Annotated in this window: 13 protein-coding genes; 6 read left to right on the top strand and 7 right to left on the bottom strand. The window is 55.8% G+C overall.

What is annotated here, in order from left to right:
• Positions 1-291: 291 nt before the first annotated feature.
• Positions 292-1,557, bottom strand: a complete 1,266-nt coding sequence (locus EJ361_RS24255; protein ID WP_126249172.1) for an aspartate kinase — start codon at positions 1,555-1,557, stop codon at positions 292-294.
• A 154-nt stretch (positions 1,558-1,711) separates the two neighbouring features.
• Here EJ361_RS24255 and fbp point away from each other — a divergent pair, with 154 nt between their 5' ends.
• The 5 genes from fbp (at position 1,712) to EJ361_RS24280 (ending at position 5,295) form a co-directional block, all read left to right on the top strand.
• Positions 1,712-2,719 carry a class 1 fructose-bisphosphatase gene (fbp, locus tag EJ361_RS24260; protein WP_205687104.1) on the top strand — a complete coding sequence of 336 codons (1,008 nt, stop codon included), beginning with the start codon at positions 1,712-1,714 and terminating at the stop codon, positions 2,717-2,719.
• A 58-nt stretch (positions 2,720-2,777) separates the two neighbouring features.
• Positions 2,778-3,305 (top strand): CAP domain-containing protein, encoded by a 528-nt coding sequence (locus EJ361_RS24265; RefSeq protein WP_126249173.1) that lies wholly within the window; start codon positions 2,778-2,780, stop codon positions 3,303-3,305.
• A 99-nt stretch (positions 3,306-3,404) separates the two neighbouring features.
• Positions 3,405-4,169 (top strand): ABC transporter ATP-binding protein, encoded by a 765-nt coding sequence (locus EJ361_RS24270; RefSeq protein WP_126249174.1) that lies wholly within the window; start codon positions 3,405-3,407, stop codon positions 4,167-4,169.
• A gap of 31 nt (positions 4,170-4,200) precedes the next feature.
• Entirely contained in the window at positions 4,201-4,731 is a 531-nt protein-coding gene (locus tag EJ361_RS24275) for a YfiT family bacillithiol transferase (protein WP_126249175.1), read from the top strand.
• 12 nt (positions 4,732-4,743) lie between these two features.
• Positions 4,744-5,295, top strand: a complete 552-nt coding sequence (locus EJ361_RS24280) for an NUDIX hydrolase (protein WP_126249176.1) — start codon at positions 4,744-4,746, stop codon at positions 5,293-5,295.
• A 160-nt stretch (positions 5,296-5,455) separates the two neighbouring features.
• Here the strand turns inward: EJ361_RS24280 and EJ361_RS24285 are convergent, their stop codons facing one another.
• The 3 genes from EJ361_RS24285 to EJ361_RS24295 all read right to left on the bottom strand — a co-directional run bounded on the left by EJ361_RS24285 (position 5,456) and on the right by EJ361_RS24295 (position 9,425).
• Positions 5,456-6,751 (bottom strand): bifunctional folylpolyglutamate synthase/dihydrofolate synthase, encoded by a 1,296-nt coding sequence (locus EJ361_RS24285; RefSeq protein WP_126249177.1) that lies wholly within the window; start codon positions 6,749-6,751, stop codon positions 5,456-5,458.
• Positions 6,752-6,761: 10 nt separating this feature from the next.
• Positions 6,762-8,249, bottom strand: a complete 1,488-nt coding sequence (locus EJ361_RS24290; protein ID WP_126249178.1) for a DUF5723 family protein — start codon at positions 8,247-8,249, stop codon at positions 6,762-6,764.
• Positions 8,250-8,531: 282 nt separating this feature from the next.
• Positions 8,532-9,425 carry a hypothetical protein gene (locus EJ361_RS24295; protein ID WP_126249179.1) on the bottom strand — a complete coding sequence of 298 codons (894 nt, stop codon included), beginning with the start codon at positions 9,423-9,425 and terminating at the stop codon, positions 8,532-8,534.
• 147 nt (positions 9,426-9,572) lie between these two features.
• Here EJ361_RS24295 and EJ361_RS24300 point away from each other — a divergent pair, with 147 nt between their 5' ends.
• The gene (locus EJ361_RS24300) at positions 9,573-10,838 is read left to right on the top strand and encodes an MFS transporter (RefSeq protein WP_126249208.1); all 1,266 of its coding nucleotides are present in this window, start codon (positions 9,573-9,575) and stop codon (positions 10,836-10,838) included.
• A 123-nt stretch (positions 10,839-10,961) separates the two neighbouring features.
• On the opposite strand, the gene EJ361_RS24305 is transcribed toward EJ361_RS24300, so the two are convergent.
• The 3 genes from EJ361_RS24305 to EJ361_RS24315 are packed head-to-tail and all read right to left on the bottom strand — an operon-like array spanning position 10,962 to position 13,880.
• On the bottom strand, positions 10,962-12,257 hold the full coding sequence (locus tag EJ361_RS24305; RefSeq protein ID WP_126249180.1) for a radical SAM protein: 1,296 nt from the start codon (positions 12,255-12,257) through the stop codon (positions 10,962-10,964).
• Positions 12,254-12,841, bottom strand: a complete 588-nt coding sequence (locus tag EJ361_RS24310) for a hypothetical protein (protein ID WP_126249181.1) — start codon at positions 12,839-12,841, stop codon at positions 12,254-12,256. The genes EJ361_RS24305 and EJ361_RS24310 overlap by 4 nt, the downstream gene beginning before the upstream one ends.
• Positions 12,834-13,880 (bottom strand): agmatinase family protein, encoded by a 1,047-nt coding sequence (locus tag EJ361_RS24315; protein WP_126249182.1) that lies wholly within the window; start codon positions 13,878-13,880, stop codon positions 12,834-12,836. The genes EJ361_RS24310 and EJ361_RS24315 overlap by 8 nt, the downstream gene beginning before the upstream one ends.
• Positions 13,881-14,012: the final 132 nt, after the last annotated feature.

Consider the following 14,012-nt stretch of genomic DNA (forward strand, 5'->3'; position numbering starts at 1 on the left):
CATTGATATTCAATAAAATACAACTCTCTTTTCTATGGATACTTTCAGGAAATTTGCTTGTGGCCCCAAATTACAGCAAAAAATTACAATTTAATAATGAAAAAGAATGTGTGTTTGAAAGAAAAGGTAATAAATGTGAAGGCGGGGCGAAATAATATGGATGTGCTAAAATAGTAGGGGAGCGGCTTGGATACGCCTGGCCGGGAAGGAGGGCGACATGGGAATAAAAAAACCGCCAGCGAGGGATAGGCTCCCGGGCTGGCGGATATTTCAATTCAAATCGTTCGTTACTTATTTGATCACCATCTGGATCGTATTGGCAGAACGCTGCTCCAGCAAAACGTTCCGGTTTTTCGTCAGCTTGTCGATCAGCCCGTTCTGATAATGGCGGATGGTCAGCAGCTCCAGTCCTTCGTTATAATTGATCCGGTAACCACCATGCAGCGCCTTGATCAGCAGCTCGATCTTTTCCGGGTTGTTGTCGATAGCGCAGGAGAAGGTAATGGCCCCGTTCTGGGTCAGGTTGATCTTGATCTTCTTGTCGTGGAAGATTTCGTAAATCTCGCTGATTTTATCTTCCGTGATAAAGGAGAAATCGCGGGAAGTAATGGAAATGAGCACCTGGTTTTTCTTCAGTACGATGATGGGTGGCAGTTTATGGTCGTCCACATCCTGGCGGATCACCGTGCCGGGGAGATTCATATCCAGGAAGCACTTCACGTACAGCGGGATCTGTTTGTTCTGCAACGGCTTGATCGTTTTGGGGTGGATCACCTGCGCGCCATAATACGCCATCTCGATCACCTCGTTATACGCGATCTCCGGGATGTCGATCGTATCGGGGAAAAGCTTGGGATCGGCGTTTTTCAGGCCGGTCACGTCTTTCCATATCGTCTGGCTTTCGGCGTTGAGGAGGTTGGCGAACACCGCGGCGGAAAAATCACTTCCTTCGCGGCCGAGCGTCACGCTTTCGTTCTGGTCCGTGCTCCCGATGAAGCCCTGTGCGATGACGATATTGGCCGTATTGAAGAGCGGCAGCACCTTCTGGTTCACCTGCAGTTCGGTGACTTCCCAGTTGATGTTGGCGTCGCGGAAGTTATCGTCTGTCCGGAACACGTCGCGCACGTCTACCCAGGTATTGGTAATGCCTATCTGGTTGAAATAGGCGCTTACGATAGCGGTACTGAGCAGTTCGCCCAGGCCTACCAGCTGGTCGTAATAGTAATCGTAGGAACGGATGGGCTTTTCGCCCAAGGTCCATTCCGCTTCGGTAAAGAATTGCTGCAACTGCGTGAACAGCGGATGCTCACGGTCGCCCAGCAGCGACTGCGCCACCTGGATGTGCTGCTGCTCGATGTTGAAGAGCAGCTGCGCGGCGATCTCCCGCTTGCGCATAAAGTAGTTCTGGGCTACCTTCTCCAACTCGTTGGTCGTTTTGCCCATCGCCGAAATCACCACCAGCAGCTTGCCGGATGCATTCGCTTCGATAATTTTTCCTACCTGCTGGATGCGCTCAATAGTTTCTAAACTTGCGCCGCCAAATTTGAAAACCTTCATACTTTGGTCCCTCTTCTTTATAAAAAATCTGCGGCAAAGTACGGCAACTTTAGAATTGATTAAAAATCCAACGGCCAAAAAATGACGTATTTCTTAAAAAGGACTGATTTCCCGTACCTTAGCCCGGCCAAAACCAATCAATTCAAACACGTTTATGAAATTCAACCGCCAAGTGATGAACCTGGACGAATTCACGATCCAGGACCTGAAAAACTATCCCGGCGCTACCGGCCAGCTGTCTGGCCTCCTGCGAGACATTGGCCTCGCGGCCAAGCGCGTGAATGTCGAAGTGAATAAAGCCGGTATCGCCGACATCCTCGGCGAAGCGGGCAAAACCAACGTCCAGGGCGAAGCCGTCAAGAAGCTCGACGAATTCGCCAACGACCAGCTCATTGCCTCCCTGGCCAGCTCCATTTACTGCGCCGGCGTGGCTTCCGAGGAGAACGACACGTTCATTGCGTTCGAGGACGAATTTTCCATGAACTCCAAGTACGTGGTGCTCATGGACCCGCTCGACGGTTCCAGCAACATCGACGTCAATGTGTCTATCGGTACGATCTTTTCCGTATACCGCCGCCTGTCGCCCAACGGCACGCCCTGTACGCTGGAAGACTTCCTGCAGCCGGGCTCCCAGCAGATCGCGGCCGGGTACATCATCTACGGCTCGTCTACCATGCTGGTATACGCTACCCGCCGCACGCTCCAGGGCTTCACCCTCGACCCGTCCATCGGCGAATTCTGCCTGTCCCATCCCGATCTCAAAGTGCCCGACGACAGCGATATCTTCTCCGTCAACATGGGATATTATCACCTGTACGAGCCCAAGGTCCGCAACGCCATCGATCTGTTCGTGGCTACCGACCCGAATCAGAAGATCTACCGGCACCGGTTCGTGGGCTGCATGGTCGCGGAAATCCACCGCACCCTCATCCAGGGCGGCATCTTCATGTATCCGGCGTTCGGGAAATATAAGAACGGCCGCCTGCGGCTTTGCTATGAATGCAATCCCATGTCGTTCATTATGGAAAAAGCGGGAGGGATGTCCATTTCCGCCGGCAACCAGCGCCTGCTCGACGTAAAGCCGACGGAACTGCACGAGCGCATCCCCATTTTCATCGGTTCGAAAAGTATGGTGGAAAGGGTGCAGGCCGCGATCCGTTAATTTGGCGCGAATTTGGATAAGGCAATAATAGAACAGCTTAAAAAATCGTTTAATCAACATGTTTAACCAACGTTATTGCAAAATCCTCTTCCTCGCCGCCGCGGTTATCACGGGCAGCTCCACCATGGCCTGCAGCAAACCGGTTGCCGGTAGCGGCTCCTCATCCGAACGCTCCGTTCGCAACGATGGCGACATGGATGAAGATATCCTCTTCTTTGTCAACAAGTTCCGCCGGTCCAAAGGTCTCAAGCCCCTGGAATTGAATGGCGTTCTCAGCAAGGAAGCGCGCGGGCATAGCAAGGATATGGCCAGCGGGCGGACCGGTTTCGGGCACGAAGGCTTCGAATCCCGGATCGACGATATCTCCAAATCCATCGGCACCGTGCGCGCCGCCGCTGAAAACGTGGCTTATGGCAACCTGAGCGCCGAAGCCGTGGTGGATGGCTGGATCAAAAGTCCGGGTCACCGTAAAAACATGCTCGGCGATTTCAACCTTATCGGGATCGGAACGGCCAGGGGCAAAGGGAACATTGTTTTCTTCACCCAGATTTTCGTGAACAAACCCGCCGCACAGGCGAAGAAATAAAACTTGCTAATCTGTTTTATACCGCAGCGGTTCCCTGGGCAGGGGAGCCGCTGTACTTTTTTTGTACCTCCCTGCCGTTTTTTGCCGTAATTTGGCGCCATGGAAAAACGCAGGATCATTGAGGTGAGAGACCTGGTGAAGACGTATGGAGATTTCACCGCTGTGAAAGGGATCAGTTTCGATGTGTACGAGAACGAAGTCTTCGGGCTCCTCGGCCCCAACGGCGCCGGTAAATCCACCACGCTCGAGATCATTGAAACCCTTCGCCAGAAAACCTCCGGCAGCGTCATGGTAGCGGGTTTGGACCTGGATAAGGACCCCGAGGCCATCAAGCAGATCATCGGCGTTCAGCTCCAGACGTCCGGGTATTATCCGAACCTCAACCTGGTAGAGCTGATCGACCTGTTCGGCGGATTGTACAATCAACCCGTAGACCCCATGGCCCTGCTGCGCGAATTCAACCTGGAAGATAAAGCCAAAGCCAAATACAAGGCGCTTTCCGGCGGACAAAAGCAGCGTTTCTCCATCGCCACCACCCTCATCAACAAACCGCGCATCATTTTCCTGGACGAGCCCACCACCGGCCTCGATCCGCAGGCGCGCCGCAACCTCTGGACGCTCATCCAGCAGGTGAGGGCCAATGGTACAACCGTCGTGATCACCACGCATTACATGGATGAAGCAGAGTTCCTTTGCGACCGCTGCGCCATCGTAGACAGTGGCCGCATCATCGCCATCGACTCGCCCGACGCGCTGATCGACCAGCTTGTGGCAGGCGGTTTCGAAAGGAGAAAAGAAGTGAAAAAGGCCAGCCTGGAAGATGTGTTCATCCAGCTGACCGGGAAGGATTTGCGCGAAGACTGATTATTCGTCAACATGCATACCGCTCTTTTTTATGGAAGATTTACGCTATCCCATCGGCCGCTTTCACCCGCCGGCCATCATTAACGCGGAAGCCCGCAAACGCTTCATCAATGACATCCGGCACCTGCCTTCGCTCATCGAGCTGGCCGTGCAAACGCTCGACGAGCACCAGCTACAATCGCCCTACCGCCCCGGCGGCTGGACGGTGGCGCAGGTGGTGCACCACCTGGCAGATTCGCACATGAACGGTTTTACCCGGTTGAAGCTGGCGCTCACGGAAGACAATCCTACCATCAAACCCTACGACGAAGCCGCCTGGGCCGAACTGCCCGACGTACAATATACGCCCATCAACATATCCATCAACCTGCTTCACGCCCTGCATGCCCGTTGGGCAGCCGTGCTCGAGCATATGGAAGCGCGGGACTGGGACCGGACATTTTTCCATCCCGGCAACAACACTTCCAACACGCTGGCGAAGCACCTGGCCAATTATTCCTGGCACGGGCTGCATCACCTGGCGCATATCGAAAAGCTGAAGGAAAGGGAAGGGTGGAAGTAAAACGAATGAATTTTGAACTGGAAACTACTGCGATCAGAATACCTTTTCCGCGAGCCCTGGCTCACCGTGCGGAGAGACACATGTGAAACGCCTTCCGGCGTGCTGGTACCTGAATATTACGTGCTCGAGTACCCGGATTGGGTGAACGCGATGGCCGTTACCGACGATGGAAACGTGATCCTCGTCCGCCAATACCGCCATCCCGTCGAAAAAGTATTGCTGGAAATCCCCGGCGGCGTGATGGACCCGGAAGACGAATCGCCCGAGATCGCCATGCGGCGCGAGCTGCTGGAGGAAACGGGCTATGTGTTCGATGAGGTGCATTTCCTCGGGATCACGTCTCCCAATCCTTCCACCCACACCAACCGCGTATTCATGTACCTGGCTACGGGCGGGAAGAAAATACAGGAGCAGCAGCTCGATTTCAATGAGGAGATCGACGTGGAAATCGTCACCATCGCGGAATTGGAGGCTAGGCTGGCGCGGAACGAATTCTTCCAGTCGCTGCATTGCACCTGCCTGTTTTATGGATTGATGAAGTGGAAGGATTTGCAATCCAGATAAATGAAGGGCAGCCGCTCCCCGCAGCAGGCGCCTCATACATGCTGAAAGCCCTCGTCGCCGCGGGGTGTACTCTGGCGTCGTTTCGGGAGATGCATTAAAACTATCGCAAGCCGGCGGCTCCGGCGGGTGCTTAAAATCGAAAACCGGGTACTTTTTGAATCTAGGGTTGTAATGGCATATCGCCGACGATGAAGCAGCTTCCGCAAACGAGGATCATGTCGTTGGCGCCGGCAGCGGCCCTGGCGGCGGCGTACGCTTCGGGGACCCCGGTGTATGCATTGCCCTGTAGTCCTTCCTGGCTGGCCATTTCCAGTAATTCTTTTTCGTCGAGTGCCCGGGGGATCTGGGCGCGGGTGAAGTAATACATCGCGTCTTGCGGGAATAATCGCAATGCGGCGGGCACGTCTTTGTCTTTCACGAAACCCGTCACGATATGTAACTTTTCGAATTTGACGAGGGCAAGCTGTTCTAGGATAGCGCGAATGCCGGCTTCGTTATGGCCCACATCCAGCACCGTGTAGGGTTGCCGGCCGATCACTTCCCATCTTCCACCCAAACCGGTCAGCCGTTTTACATTTGCCAATCCCTTTTCCACGGCTTCCTGCGTGAGCTGGTAACCTTCCTGCCGGAGGATGCTCACGCCGGCCAGCACGCCCAGGAGGTTTTTTTCCTGGTAATGTCCCGGAAGATCGAGGCGATAGGTGGATGCAGGCTCCCCTGGACCGGAAGCCACGGTAACGGTCAGTGTTTCGGGGCCCGGCTCGCTTTTGATAATGGTGTATTGCTTGTCGGCAAATAGGATCGGGGCGTTGTGGAGATCGGCCATTTCGCGGAAAACACCCTCGGGCCCGGCCTGCGTTTCGCTGATCACCACCGGCGTATCCGGTTTGATGATCCCGGCTTTTTCCCGGGCAATCAGTTCCGGCGTGTTACCGAGGATGTGGGTATGGTCGAGGCTGATGTTGGTAATGATGGAAAGGAGGGGGGAGATGATATTGGTGCTATCTAACCGCCCGCCCAGCCCGGTTTCGATGATGGCGATATCTACGCCTTCATCCGCGAACCACTGGAACGCCATGGCCACGGTCACTTCGAAGAACGACGGGTCGATGGTTTCGATATGCTGTTTGATGGCTTCGGTGAAAGTAACCACCCGTTCCCCGGGGATCATTTCGCCGTTGATGCGGATGCGCTCCCGGAAATCGTGCAGGTGCGGGGATGTGTACAGGCCCGTTTTGTACCCGGCCGACTGGAAGATGGCACTGAGCATGTGGCTGGTAGACCCTTTCCCGTTGGTGCCCGCGATGTGGACAGCAGGGAATTTTGCTTCGGGGTGGCCGAGCACGCCGCAGAGCAGGCGGATGTTGAGCAGGTCGTTTTTCAGCGCGGAAGCTCCCAGCTTGCTGAACATCGGGAGCCGGCTGTACAAGTAATCGATCGTTTGCTGATAGTTCATGGATACCTCGCTAAATAGTGGGGCAGCCCGTGTTGTGCCGGCGTTTGCGGTACGTTCCGTCACTGCCCTTGTCCCACGACCATTTACCGAAACGGATGGGAACTATGCGCAAAGCTACGAATACATCCGCATGATTGATCATCCGGCGGCCGAGGGTGGATAAGATGGAGGCAGACCCGATCACCAGGGGCCCCGCGCGCAGGGCAAAACCCGCATCCGCCTGTCCGTACCGGTTCACGGAAACAGGGAGGTAAACACCCAGGTTGCGGAGCTCGTACCGTGGCGTGACGGTCAGCTGCGTGAGAGCGCTCGTCTTGTTATCGTCTTTCTCCCCGCTGTTCAGGGCCAGGGTGGCGCTCGCGCTCAGGAAAAACCTGCCGTTCAGGTTGTAGTCGCCGAACAGGTTGAGCGAAGTGGGGAGGTTCATGTAATACGTTTCTTCGTTTTCCATGGGCGTAAACATCGTGGCGAGGCGCGTCGCATATCGCCGCATACTTTCGCCCCGCTGCTTGTTCAGCGAGCGGACGATCACATTGTTCGCCGTCATGTCCAGGTTGGCCGAAGCCATCGCTTTTCTATATTTGATACCGCCGATGTCTACGATAGACACGCCGAACCGGGCTTTCCAGGTATCCGCGTCGGGGTTCCAATCCGGCCCGCCTTCGTGCATACTTCCAAATCCGTCGTTATCCGGCCGCCATTCGTACACCACCCCGATATCCGCCCCGATGCCGGGATTCTGGAAGGGTTTGTAGTAAGACGACCAGCTATCGTTGTTCGTATACTCATCCATCTCCTCGTTATAGGCGTAATACACTTTTGCGCTGTTGATGTCGGCCAGTTCCGTGGTATTGAAGGTGAACGAGGCATCGCGGATTACGGTGTAGGCAGCTGCCTGTCCACCGAGGTATTTCAGCGTGATCCCCGCTTTCCAGCGGTGGTCGCCTTCGTCTTTGATAACGCGGGAATAGCTGAACCCGAATTCGTTCCAGGCATGACCGTTGCCCGCCGCGAATTTGGCGGCGAAGTTACGGTTGGTGAATCGGGGATTGGGATAGTTGAGCGCAAAGAAATTAGCGATGTCGGTTTCCACGCCGCCGGCATTGGCCGATCCGCGTACGCGCCAGGTGAAGGCGACGGACTGTTTTTCGTCGATCGAAAACAGGACGGACGGCAGCATGATTTCCCCGCTGCCCCAACCGTATTGCCGGCGGGTGGCGTTGGTGTCGGGGATATAGTCGACGTTCCGCACCAGCTTTTCCTGCCTGGAGAAAAGGGAGGATTTAACGAAGGAATAATAGGTATTGCCCGCCTTTACATCCGCCCCAACGATATTCACGTCCCACCTGTACCGCGATCCGGCACCGAGGGCCGGGTTGAACGGGATGGCGTGAATGCCTGCGTACTGGCTCGTATGATAGCCGGTAAATACCTGTGCCTGCGCTGAAATTGCGGTCAGCAGGCACAAAGCGAGATATCCGAGACGTGATTTGCCCATAGAATAGTACAAGGTATAGGTAATAACGTGAAAATCCGAAGGATATTACCGTACTGCCGTTCCTGCGGCCTGAATCAGAAGAGGGTAGCGCCGGACTGATCTTCGGGAGCATCCTCGTGTTGTATCCGCCTCCGCAGGTTGAAAGGCCGGCAAATACAGCCCTGGTTTGTTTACTTGTGGTCTGAAGACTGGCTCGTTTCGCATCGGACGGTTCGTTGGCCTGCGGCAAGTGGTTTACCCGGTATAATGTATGAAAATCCGGTAAAACCCACCTTACCGTATTTACTGCGGTTTGAAGTAGAACCGGATGGTGCCGAATTGTTCCTCGGGGGCGTCCTGGCTTGCGTTGTATTTGATGCGCATGGCAGCTTCCCGTGCGATGCGGACGGCGGCGGAATTATTGATGGTAGAACCGCGGAGGCTGTGCGTGGCGCTCACCACGTTACCATTACGGTCTACTTTAATGTTAATGGCTACGTAACCGGTTTCGTTGCCATCCCACTCTACAGACGGGCGGCCTACGAGGCTGCGGCCGCTGAGCCGGAAGTCTGACGCACCGCGGCCTGCGCCGGGCGTGCCGGTATAAGCGCCGCCATTGGGGCTGCCGCCGATAACGCCGCGGTCTCCGGGCTTGCCGGTATTGCCTTCGCCGGTGGAGTTATTGGAGCCGTCGGCCCCGTTGCCGCTGTTGGCCGAACTCCCTGTTCCGCCGGTGAAAACGGCTTTGGGTTTCGGTTTCGGGGCAGGGGGGACAGGTGCGGGAGGCGCTTCTGCTTTTGGCTTGGGCGCTTTTACCGGCTTGGGCTCGAGTGTTTTTGCGATTTCCTTGGGTTTGACGTTGACGGGCTTCACCGGCTGTTTAATCACTTCCGGCGCCTCGGCCTCGTCGGACGTGGCGAGTTCCTGCGAATTGCTGTTGTCGGCTTTGGAAGCGGCGGCAGGTTGCGGCACGGAAGGTTCCGGCTGGGCGGCCGCGGGCGGATTGGGGTTGAGCGGCTGCTCGTCGCCCATACCGTTGTCGGACGTGCCCAGGTTCACTTCGATACCCATGTCCTGGTCGGGCAGGGGCGGCGGCACGTCGAGGCTCACCATCACCAGTGCTACTAACAGCAAGGCATGTACGCCGATCGTGATGCCGGCGGCTTTTATATTCTTGGATTTATTTTGCGCTGTCATCGTGTTCCAAAGTTAATATTTTTTTTCCGGTGGAAGGAATGCCCCCGTTTCCGGCAGCAAATACCCTGCCGCGCCTGTCATTTACAAATGCGGTTTGTCATTTCCGGACAGGTAAATGTAAGTAAGCGGTGTAATTTGCGGTACATGATGTTCGACAAGACAATTTCCTTGTACAGAAGCGCCTACGGCGGTATTCCGCGGAAGGTCTGGCTGCTGGCGACCGTGCTGCTGATCAACCGCGCCGGCGCCATGGTGATCCCTTTCCTGACGCTGTACCTCACCACCCAGCTTCATTTTTCGCTGGAGCAGGCGGGTATTGTGATGACGGTCTATGGCATCGGCTCGATCCTCGGCTCGCTGCTGGGCGGTAAACTGACGGATACTATCGGTTTTCACCCGGTGCAGTTCTGGAGCCTGGCGATGCACGGCGTGATGTTCGTGGTGCTTTCGCGCATGGATACCTTTCCGCAGTTCGCCGTAACGGTATTCGTGCTCGGGATGGTGGGCGATGCTTTCCGCCCGGCCAACTTCGCGGCCGTAGCGCATTACAGCGATGCCACCACGCGCCTGCGCTCCTATTCCCTGCTTCGCCTGGCTTCGAACCTGGGCTGGGCGGTAGGGCCCGCGGTAGGCGGGGTGCTGGCCACCATCAGCTATAACATGCTCTTCTTCGCCGACGCATTTTCCTGCCTGTCGGCGGCCCTTTTGCTGAAATTGTTCCTCCGTCCCGGGAAAACAGCGGAAAATATCGTGCATACGGCACCCGCCGGCGAAGCCAATATGTCTGCCTGGCGCGATAAACGCTATCTATTCTTTATCCTCCTCGTCACGTTCAACGCCATCTGCCTGTTCCAGATGTTCAACATCGTTCCGGTGTACCTCAAAACCGTGGTCCACATGAATGAGAGCATGATCGGCCTGGCGATTTCGACCAACGGCGTCCTGATCGCACTGATCGAAATGATCCTCGTGTTCAAGCTGGAAAACCGCCGGCCCAACGAGTACTATATCTGCATCGGCGCCCTCCTTATGGGACTGGCGTACGTGATCTTCAATTTCATGCCGCCCGTGGCGGCAGTGGCCTATCTCCATATCGTGCTGTTCTCGGCTGCAGAAATGATGACCCTGCCGTTCATGAACAATTTCTGGATCAACCGCGCCCAGGCCCACAACCGGGGCCAGTATGCGGGCCTTTACACCGTCGCGTTTTCCTGCGCCACGATCCTGGCGCCCACATTAGGCGCTTTCGGCGTGGAACATTTCGGGTTCCGCGACTGGTGGTGGGCGGTAGGCGGCATCAGCCTGCTCACTTTCTTCGGGTTCCGCTGGATGCTGAAAAATACATCCACCCCTCCCGCAGCATCCGCGCCCACGCCCGAACCAAGCCCCGCGCCGGAAGCCGCGGTGGCGTAATCGGACGCGTTTGCGGAACCTAGATTCCTCATCCACCGGAAAAAACACCCGACAATACTTCGTTCGAAAAACAAAAAGCCCTCATCCAGCGATGAGGGCTTTTTCAAAATATTATCTTAAAAACTACAAATGCGCGAAATCCGCCTCGTAGTTGCCTTTGATACGTTCCATCGGCGGATTGTAATACCCGAATTTCAGATCGGGGAATTCTTCGCGGATGAGCTCCATCAACTGTTTCACGCCCAATAATTCACCGGTTTCCACCACGCCGATCTTGCCCAGGTACCAGTCCGGATCGATGTTGAAATTCCGCCACTGGATCATGTTCAGGCCGGTTTCACGGATCACCGTGCGAAGTGCTTCATATTCCTCCACCGTGTCGGTCATGCCCGGGAAAACGAAATAGTTGATAGACGCCCATCCACCATGCTCCCGCACCACTTTTATGCTTTCGATGATGTCGGAGAACTGGTAGTTGTTGGGCCGGTAATACGGTGTATAAATCTGCTCCCGAACGGAGTTGAGGCTCACGCGGATGCTGTTCAGGCCCGCCTTGCAGAGCTCGCGCACCGCATTGGGCTTGCTGCCGTTCGTATTAATATTGATGCTGCCCTTGCCGGTATGCTTGCGGATCTCGAGTATCGATTCGCGGATGGTTTCCCACATGAGCAACGGCTCGCCTTCACATCCCTGACCAAAGCTCACGATAGGGTACGGCGCCGATTCCAGGTGCGGAACGGTAAATTCCACGATCTCCTGGGCCGTCGGCTTGAACGTAAGACGGTCTTGCGTGGAAACGATCGTCTCTTCTTCAGGCTGGAAAGAAATACAGCCGATGCAATTGGCGTTGCAGGCGGGGGAAGAAGGGATGGGGCATTCCCAGCGGCCCATGAAATAGTTACGGGCGGCCGGACAATGGTACGTCAGCGCGCAATTATTGGCCAGGTGCTGCACCAGCCGGTTGTGCGGGTAAGCGGCCAGCATGTCGGTCACGCCGGATTTCACGGATTGATCGTCGAACCCTGCGCATTCCTGCCGGATGTCCTGCTCGATGCGCACGGCCGGCACATAGAATTTATCGTCATGCCAACCCGCAGCCGTGTAGCAGAACAGGGGAAGGGTAGGTGCGTCCGGTAAGGTTTCGTATGCCGCGAGGTATAGCCCGGTATGCGCGGGCGGGATGAAAGCCGCAACGGCCCATCCTTTCTCGCAAAGGCGCATTTCGCCGGTCTGCACGTCGATCCCGATGCCTCTGCGGCCGGGCAGTTCGTACAGGTTGCCTCCTTCGGGAAGCTCGATCCATTCATCTTCAGGGATGGGAAATGCATCCCACCCGGCACGGCCCACCACATACAGCGAGGTATCCTCGAAGATGTTGCCCTTGCCGTCGGAGTACATTATATAAGGAGAAACGTTCATGTTAGCCTGGATTGAAAATAAGCATTGATCTCCGCCGTTTGCGCGGGGGAATATTCGTCGAGCACTTCGAGCTGGAGCACTTTGTTGGTGCGGAAATCCAGCGTCAGGAGGTCGTTCCGCAAAATTACGTTATTCATCTCGTTCCACCGGTAATGCTTCTCCCCGAACACGGTGGGGAGGGAAATGCCGCCATCCTCGATCCGCGCGTACGCCGGCTGCATGATGCGGTATTCCGCATAGCCGGTATATGCCACGCCGAGCCCCGCCAGCAGCAGGGTGCCGCCGATAATGGGCTGCATGTGCGACAAAAAGAAAAGGCTTCCCGACAAAAGCGTGAACACCTGCAAGAGCCGCAATACGGAATTGGTTTCGGACATTTTCCGCATTGTCCGCATCATGAACGGGAAAGCCAGGCTGGCCGTACCGAGCGCGATGAACAGCAGGGCCATCAGCCAGTTGGGATGCTCCATTTTGTACACGCCGATGAGGTTGAACAGGAAAAGTATCCCGATCATGCCATGCATTACAGGCTGCATGCGCAGCTTGGTGATGGCGTTTGGATGTAGGACGCGGAACTTATGCATTGGATTTCACCATCAGGTTACACAATTTGAACAGGATGCGGGCACCCACATTGGCGTCCCACTCATCGAGCCCGGCGCTTACCTCAACCAGGTCGAACCCGATGAGGGTACGCCCGCTCTCGATCACGCGGCGGAAGAGGTAATACACCTGTTGGGCTTCGAGGCCTCCCGGCACGGGGGTCCCGGTGTGGGGACAAAGCTTCGGGTCCAGCCCGTCGATATCGAAACTGATATGCACTTGCTGCGGGAGCCGGGAAATAATGTCGTCACAGATGCTTTTCCACGTTTCGCCTTCGTACATGCGCTCTTTCATGTCCTGGTCGAGGAACGCCGTAATGCGCCCGCCGCTGTTGCGGATGAGGTTGATCTCGCTGTCGCAGAAGTCGCGCAGGCCTACCTGGACGAGTTTCTTGAGCTGGGGCACTTCCTGCAGCGCGTTATACATGATAGATGCGTGGGAATATTTGAAGCCTTCGTAGCAGTCGCGCAGATCGGCATGCGCATCGATCTGCAGGATGCCGAAATCGCCTTTGTGCTCGCCCATGGCGCGGAAGAAGCCGAGCGGGGTGGAGTGGTCGCCACCTACCAGGCCTACGAGTTTCCCTTTGGCCAGGAGGCTTTTGGTCTGGTCGTAGACCCAGGCGTTCATTTTACAGGCGCCTTTGTTGACGTCGTCTACCGAGCGGAGCATGAAGTCGTTTTCACTGATATCTCCGCCTTCGGCGAGGAATTTCAGGTACAGCTCGGCTTCCTTGCGGAGGTAATCGCTCCGGAGGAGGAGCTGGCGGTCCTGCTCCTTCATGTAGAAACCCTGTTTCCAGCCCTCGGTGCCGGTGTCAGAATCGTAGAGGTCTACCTGCAGGGAGGCTTTGTAAATGTGTTCCGGGCCACGGGCTGTACCGTTGTTATAAGACACCGTCACTTCCCAGGGCACGGGCAAAAGTACCAGCCGTGCATCGTCTTCCCCGAAAGGCAGTCCGAAAATGTTGTTGGACAGCAGGCCGGGGGAGTTGGGATCGAATTTCGATAGATCAGCCATGATGAATCAATACTTAGCTTATTTCCGCGCAAAGGTACAGGTAAAAATTGGTTCCGGGAGGGGGAAACCTGACGAATATCAGCCCCCGGGAACGGGTTTTTTGGCTACCTTTGGTCTCGATTAATCTGCTAA

This window comes from Chitinophaga rhizosphaerae (assembly GCF_003958645.1).
Classification (GTDB): Bacteria; Bacteroidota; Bacteroidia; order Chitinophagales; family Chitinophagaceae; genus Chitinophaga; species Chitinophaga rhizosphaerae.

Coding starts and splice junctions, on each gene's coding strand:
- EJ361_RS24255 (WP_126249172.1), bottom strand. CDS start 1,557: ATGAAGGTTTTCAAATTTGGCGGCGCAAGTTTAGAAACTATTGAGCGC.
- fbp (WP_205687104.1), top strand. CDS start 1,712: ATGAAATTCAACCGCCAAGTGATGAACCTGGACGAATTCACGATCCAG.
- EJ361_RS24265 (WP_126249173.1), top strand. CDS start 2,778: ATGTTTAACCAACGTTATTGCAAAATCCTCTTCCTCGCCGCCGCGGTT.
- EJ361_RS24270 (WP_126249174.1), top strand. CDS start 3,405: ATGGAAAAACGCAGGATCATTGAGGTGAGAGACCTGGTGAAGACGTAT.
- EJ361_RS24275 (WP_126249175.1), top strand. CDS start 4,201: ATGGAAGATTTACGCTATCCCATCGGCCGCTTTCACCCGCCGGCCATC.
- EJ361_RS24285 (WP_126249177.1), bottom strand. CDS start 6,751: ATGAACTATCAGCAAACGATCGATTACTTGTACAGCCGGCTCCCGATG.
- EJ361_RS24290 (WP_126249178.1), bottom strand. CDS start 8,249: ATGGGCAAATCACGTCTCGGATATCTCGCTTTGTGCCTGCTGACCGCA.
- EJ361_RS24295 (WP_126249179.1), bottom strand. CDS start 9,425: ATGACAGCGCAAAATAAATCCAAGAATATAAAAGCCGCCGGCATCACG.
- EJ361_RS24300 (WP_126249208.1), top strand. CDS start 9,573: ATGTTCGACAAGACAATTTCCTTGTACAGAAGCGCCTACGGCGGTATT.
- EJ361_RS24305 (WP_126249180.1), bottom strand. CDS start 12,257: ATGAACGTTTCTCCTTATATAATGTACTCCGACGGCAAGGGCAACATC.
- EJ361_RS24310 (WP_126249181.1), bottom strand. CDS start 12,841: ATGCATAAGTTCCGCGTCCTACATCCAAACGCCATCACCAAGCTGCGC.
- EJ361_RS24315 (WP_126249182.1), bottom strand. CDS start 13,880: ATGGCTGATCTATCGAAATTCGATCCCAACTCCCCCGGCCTGCTGTCC.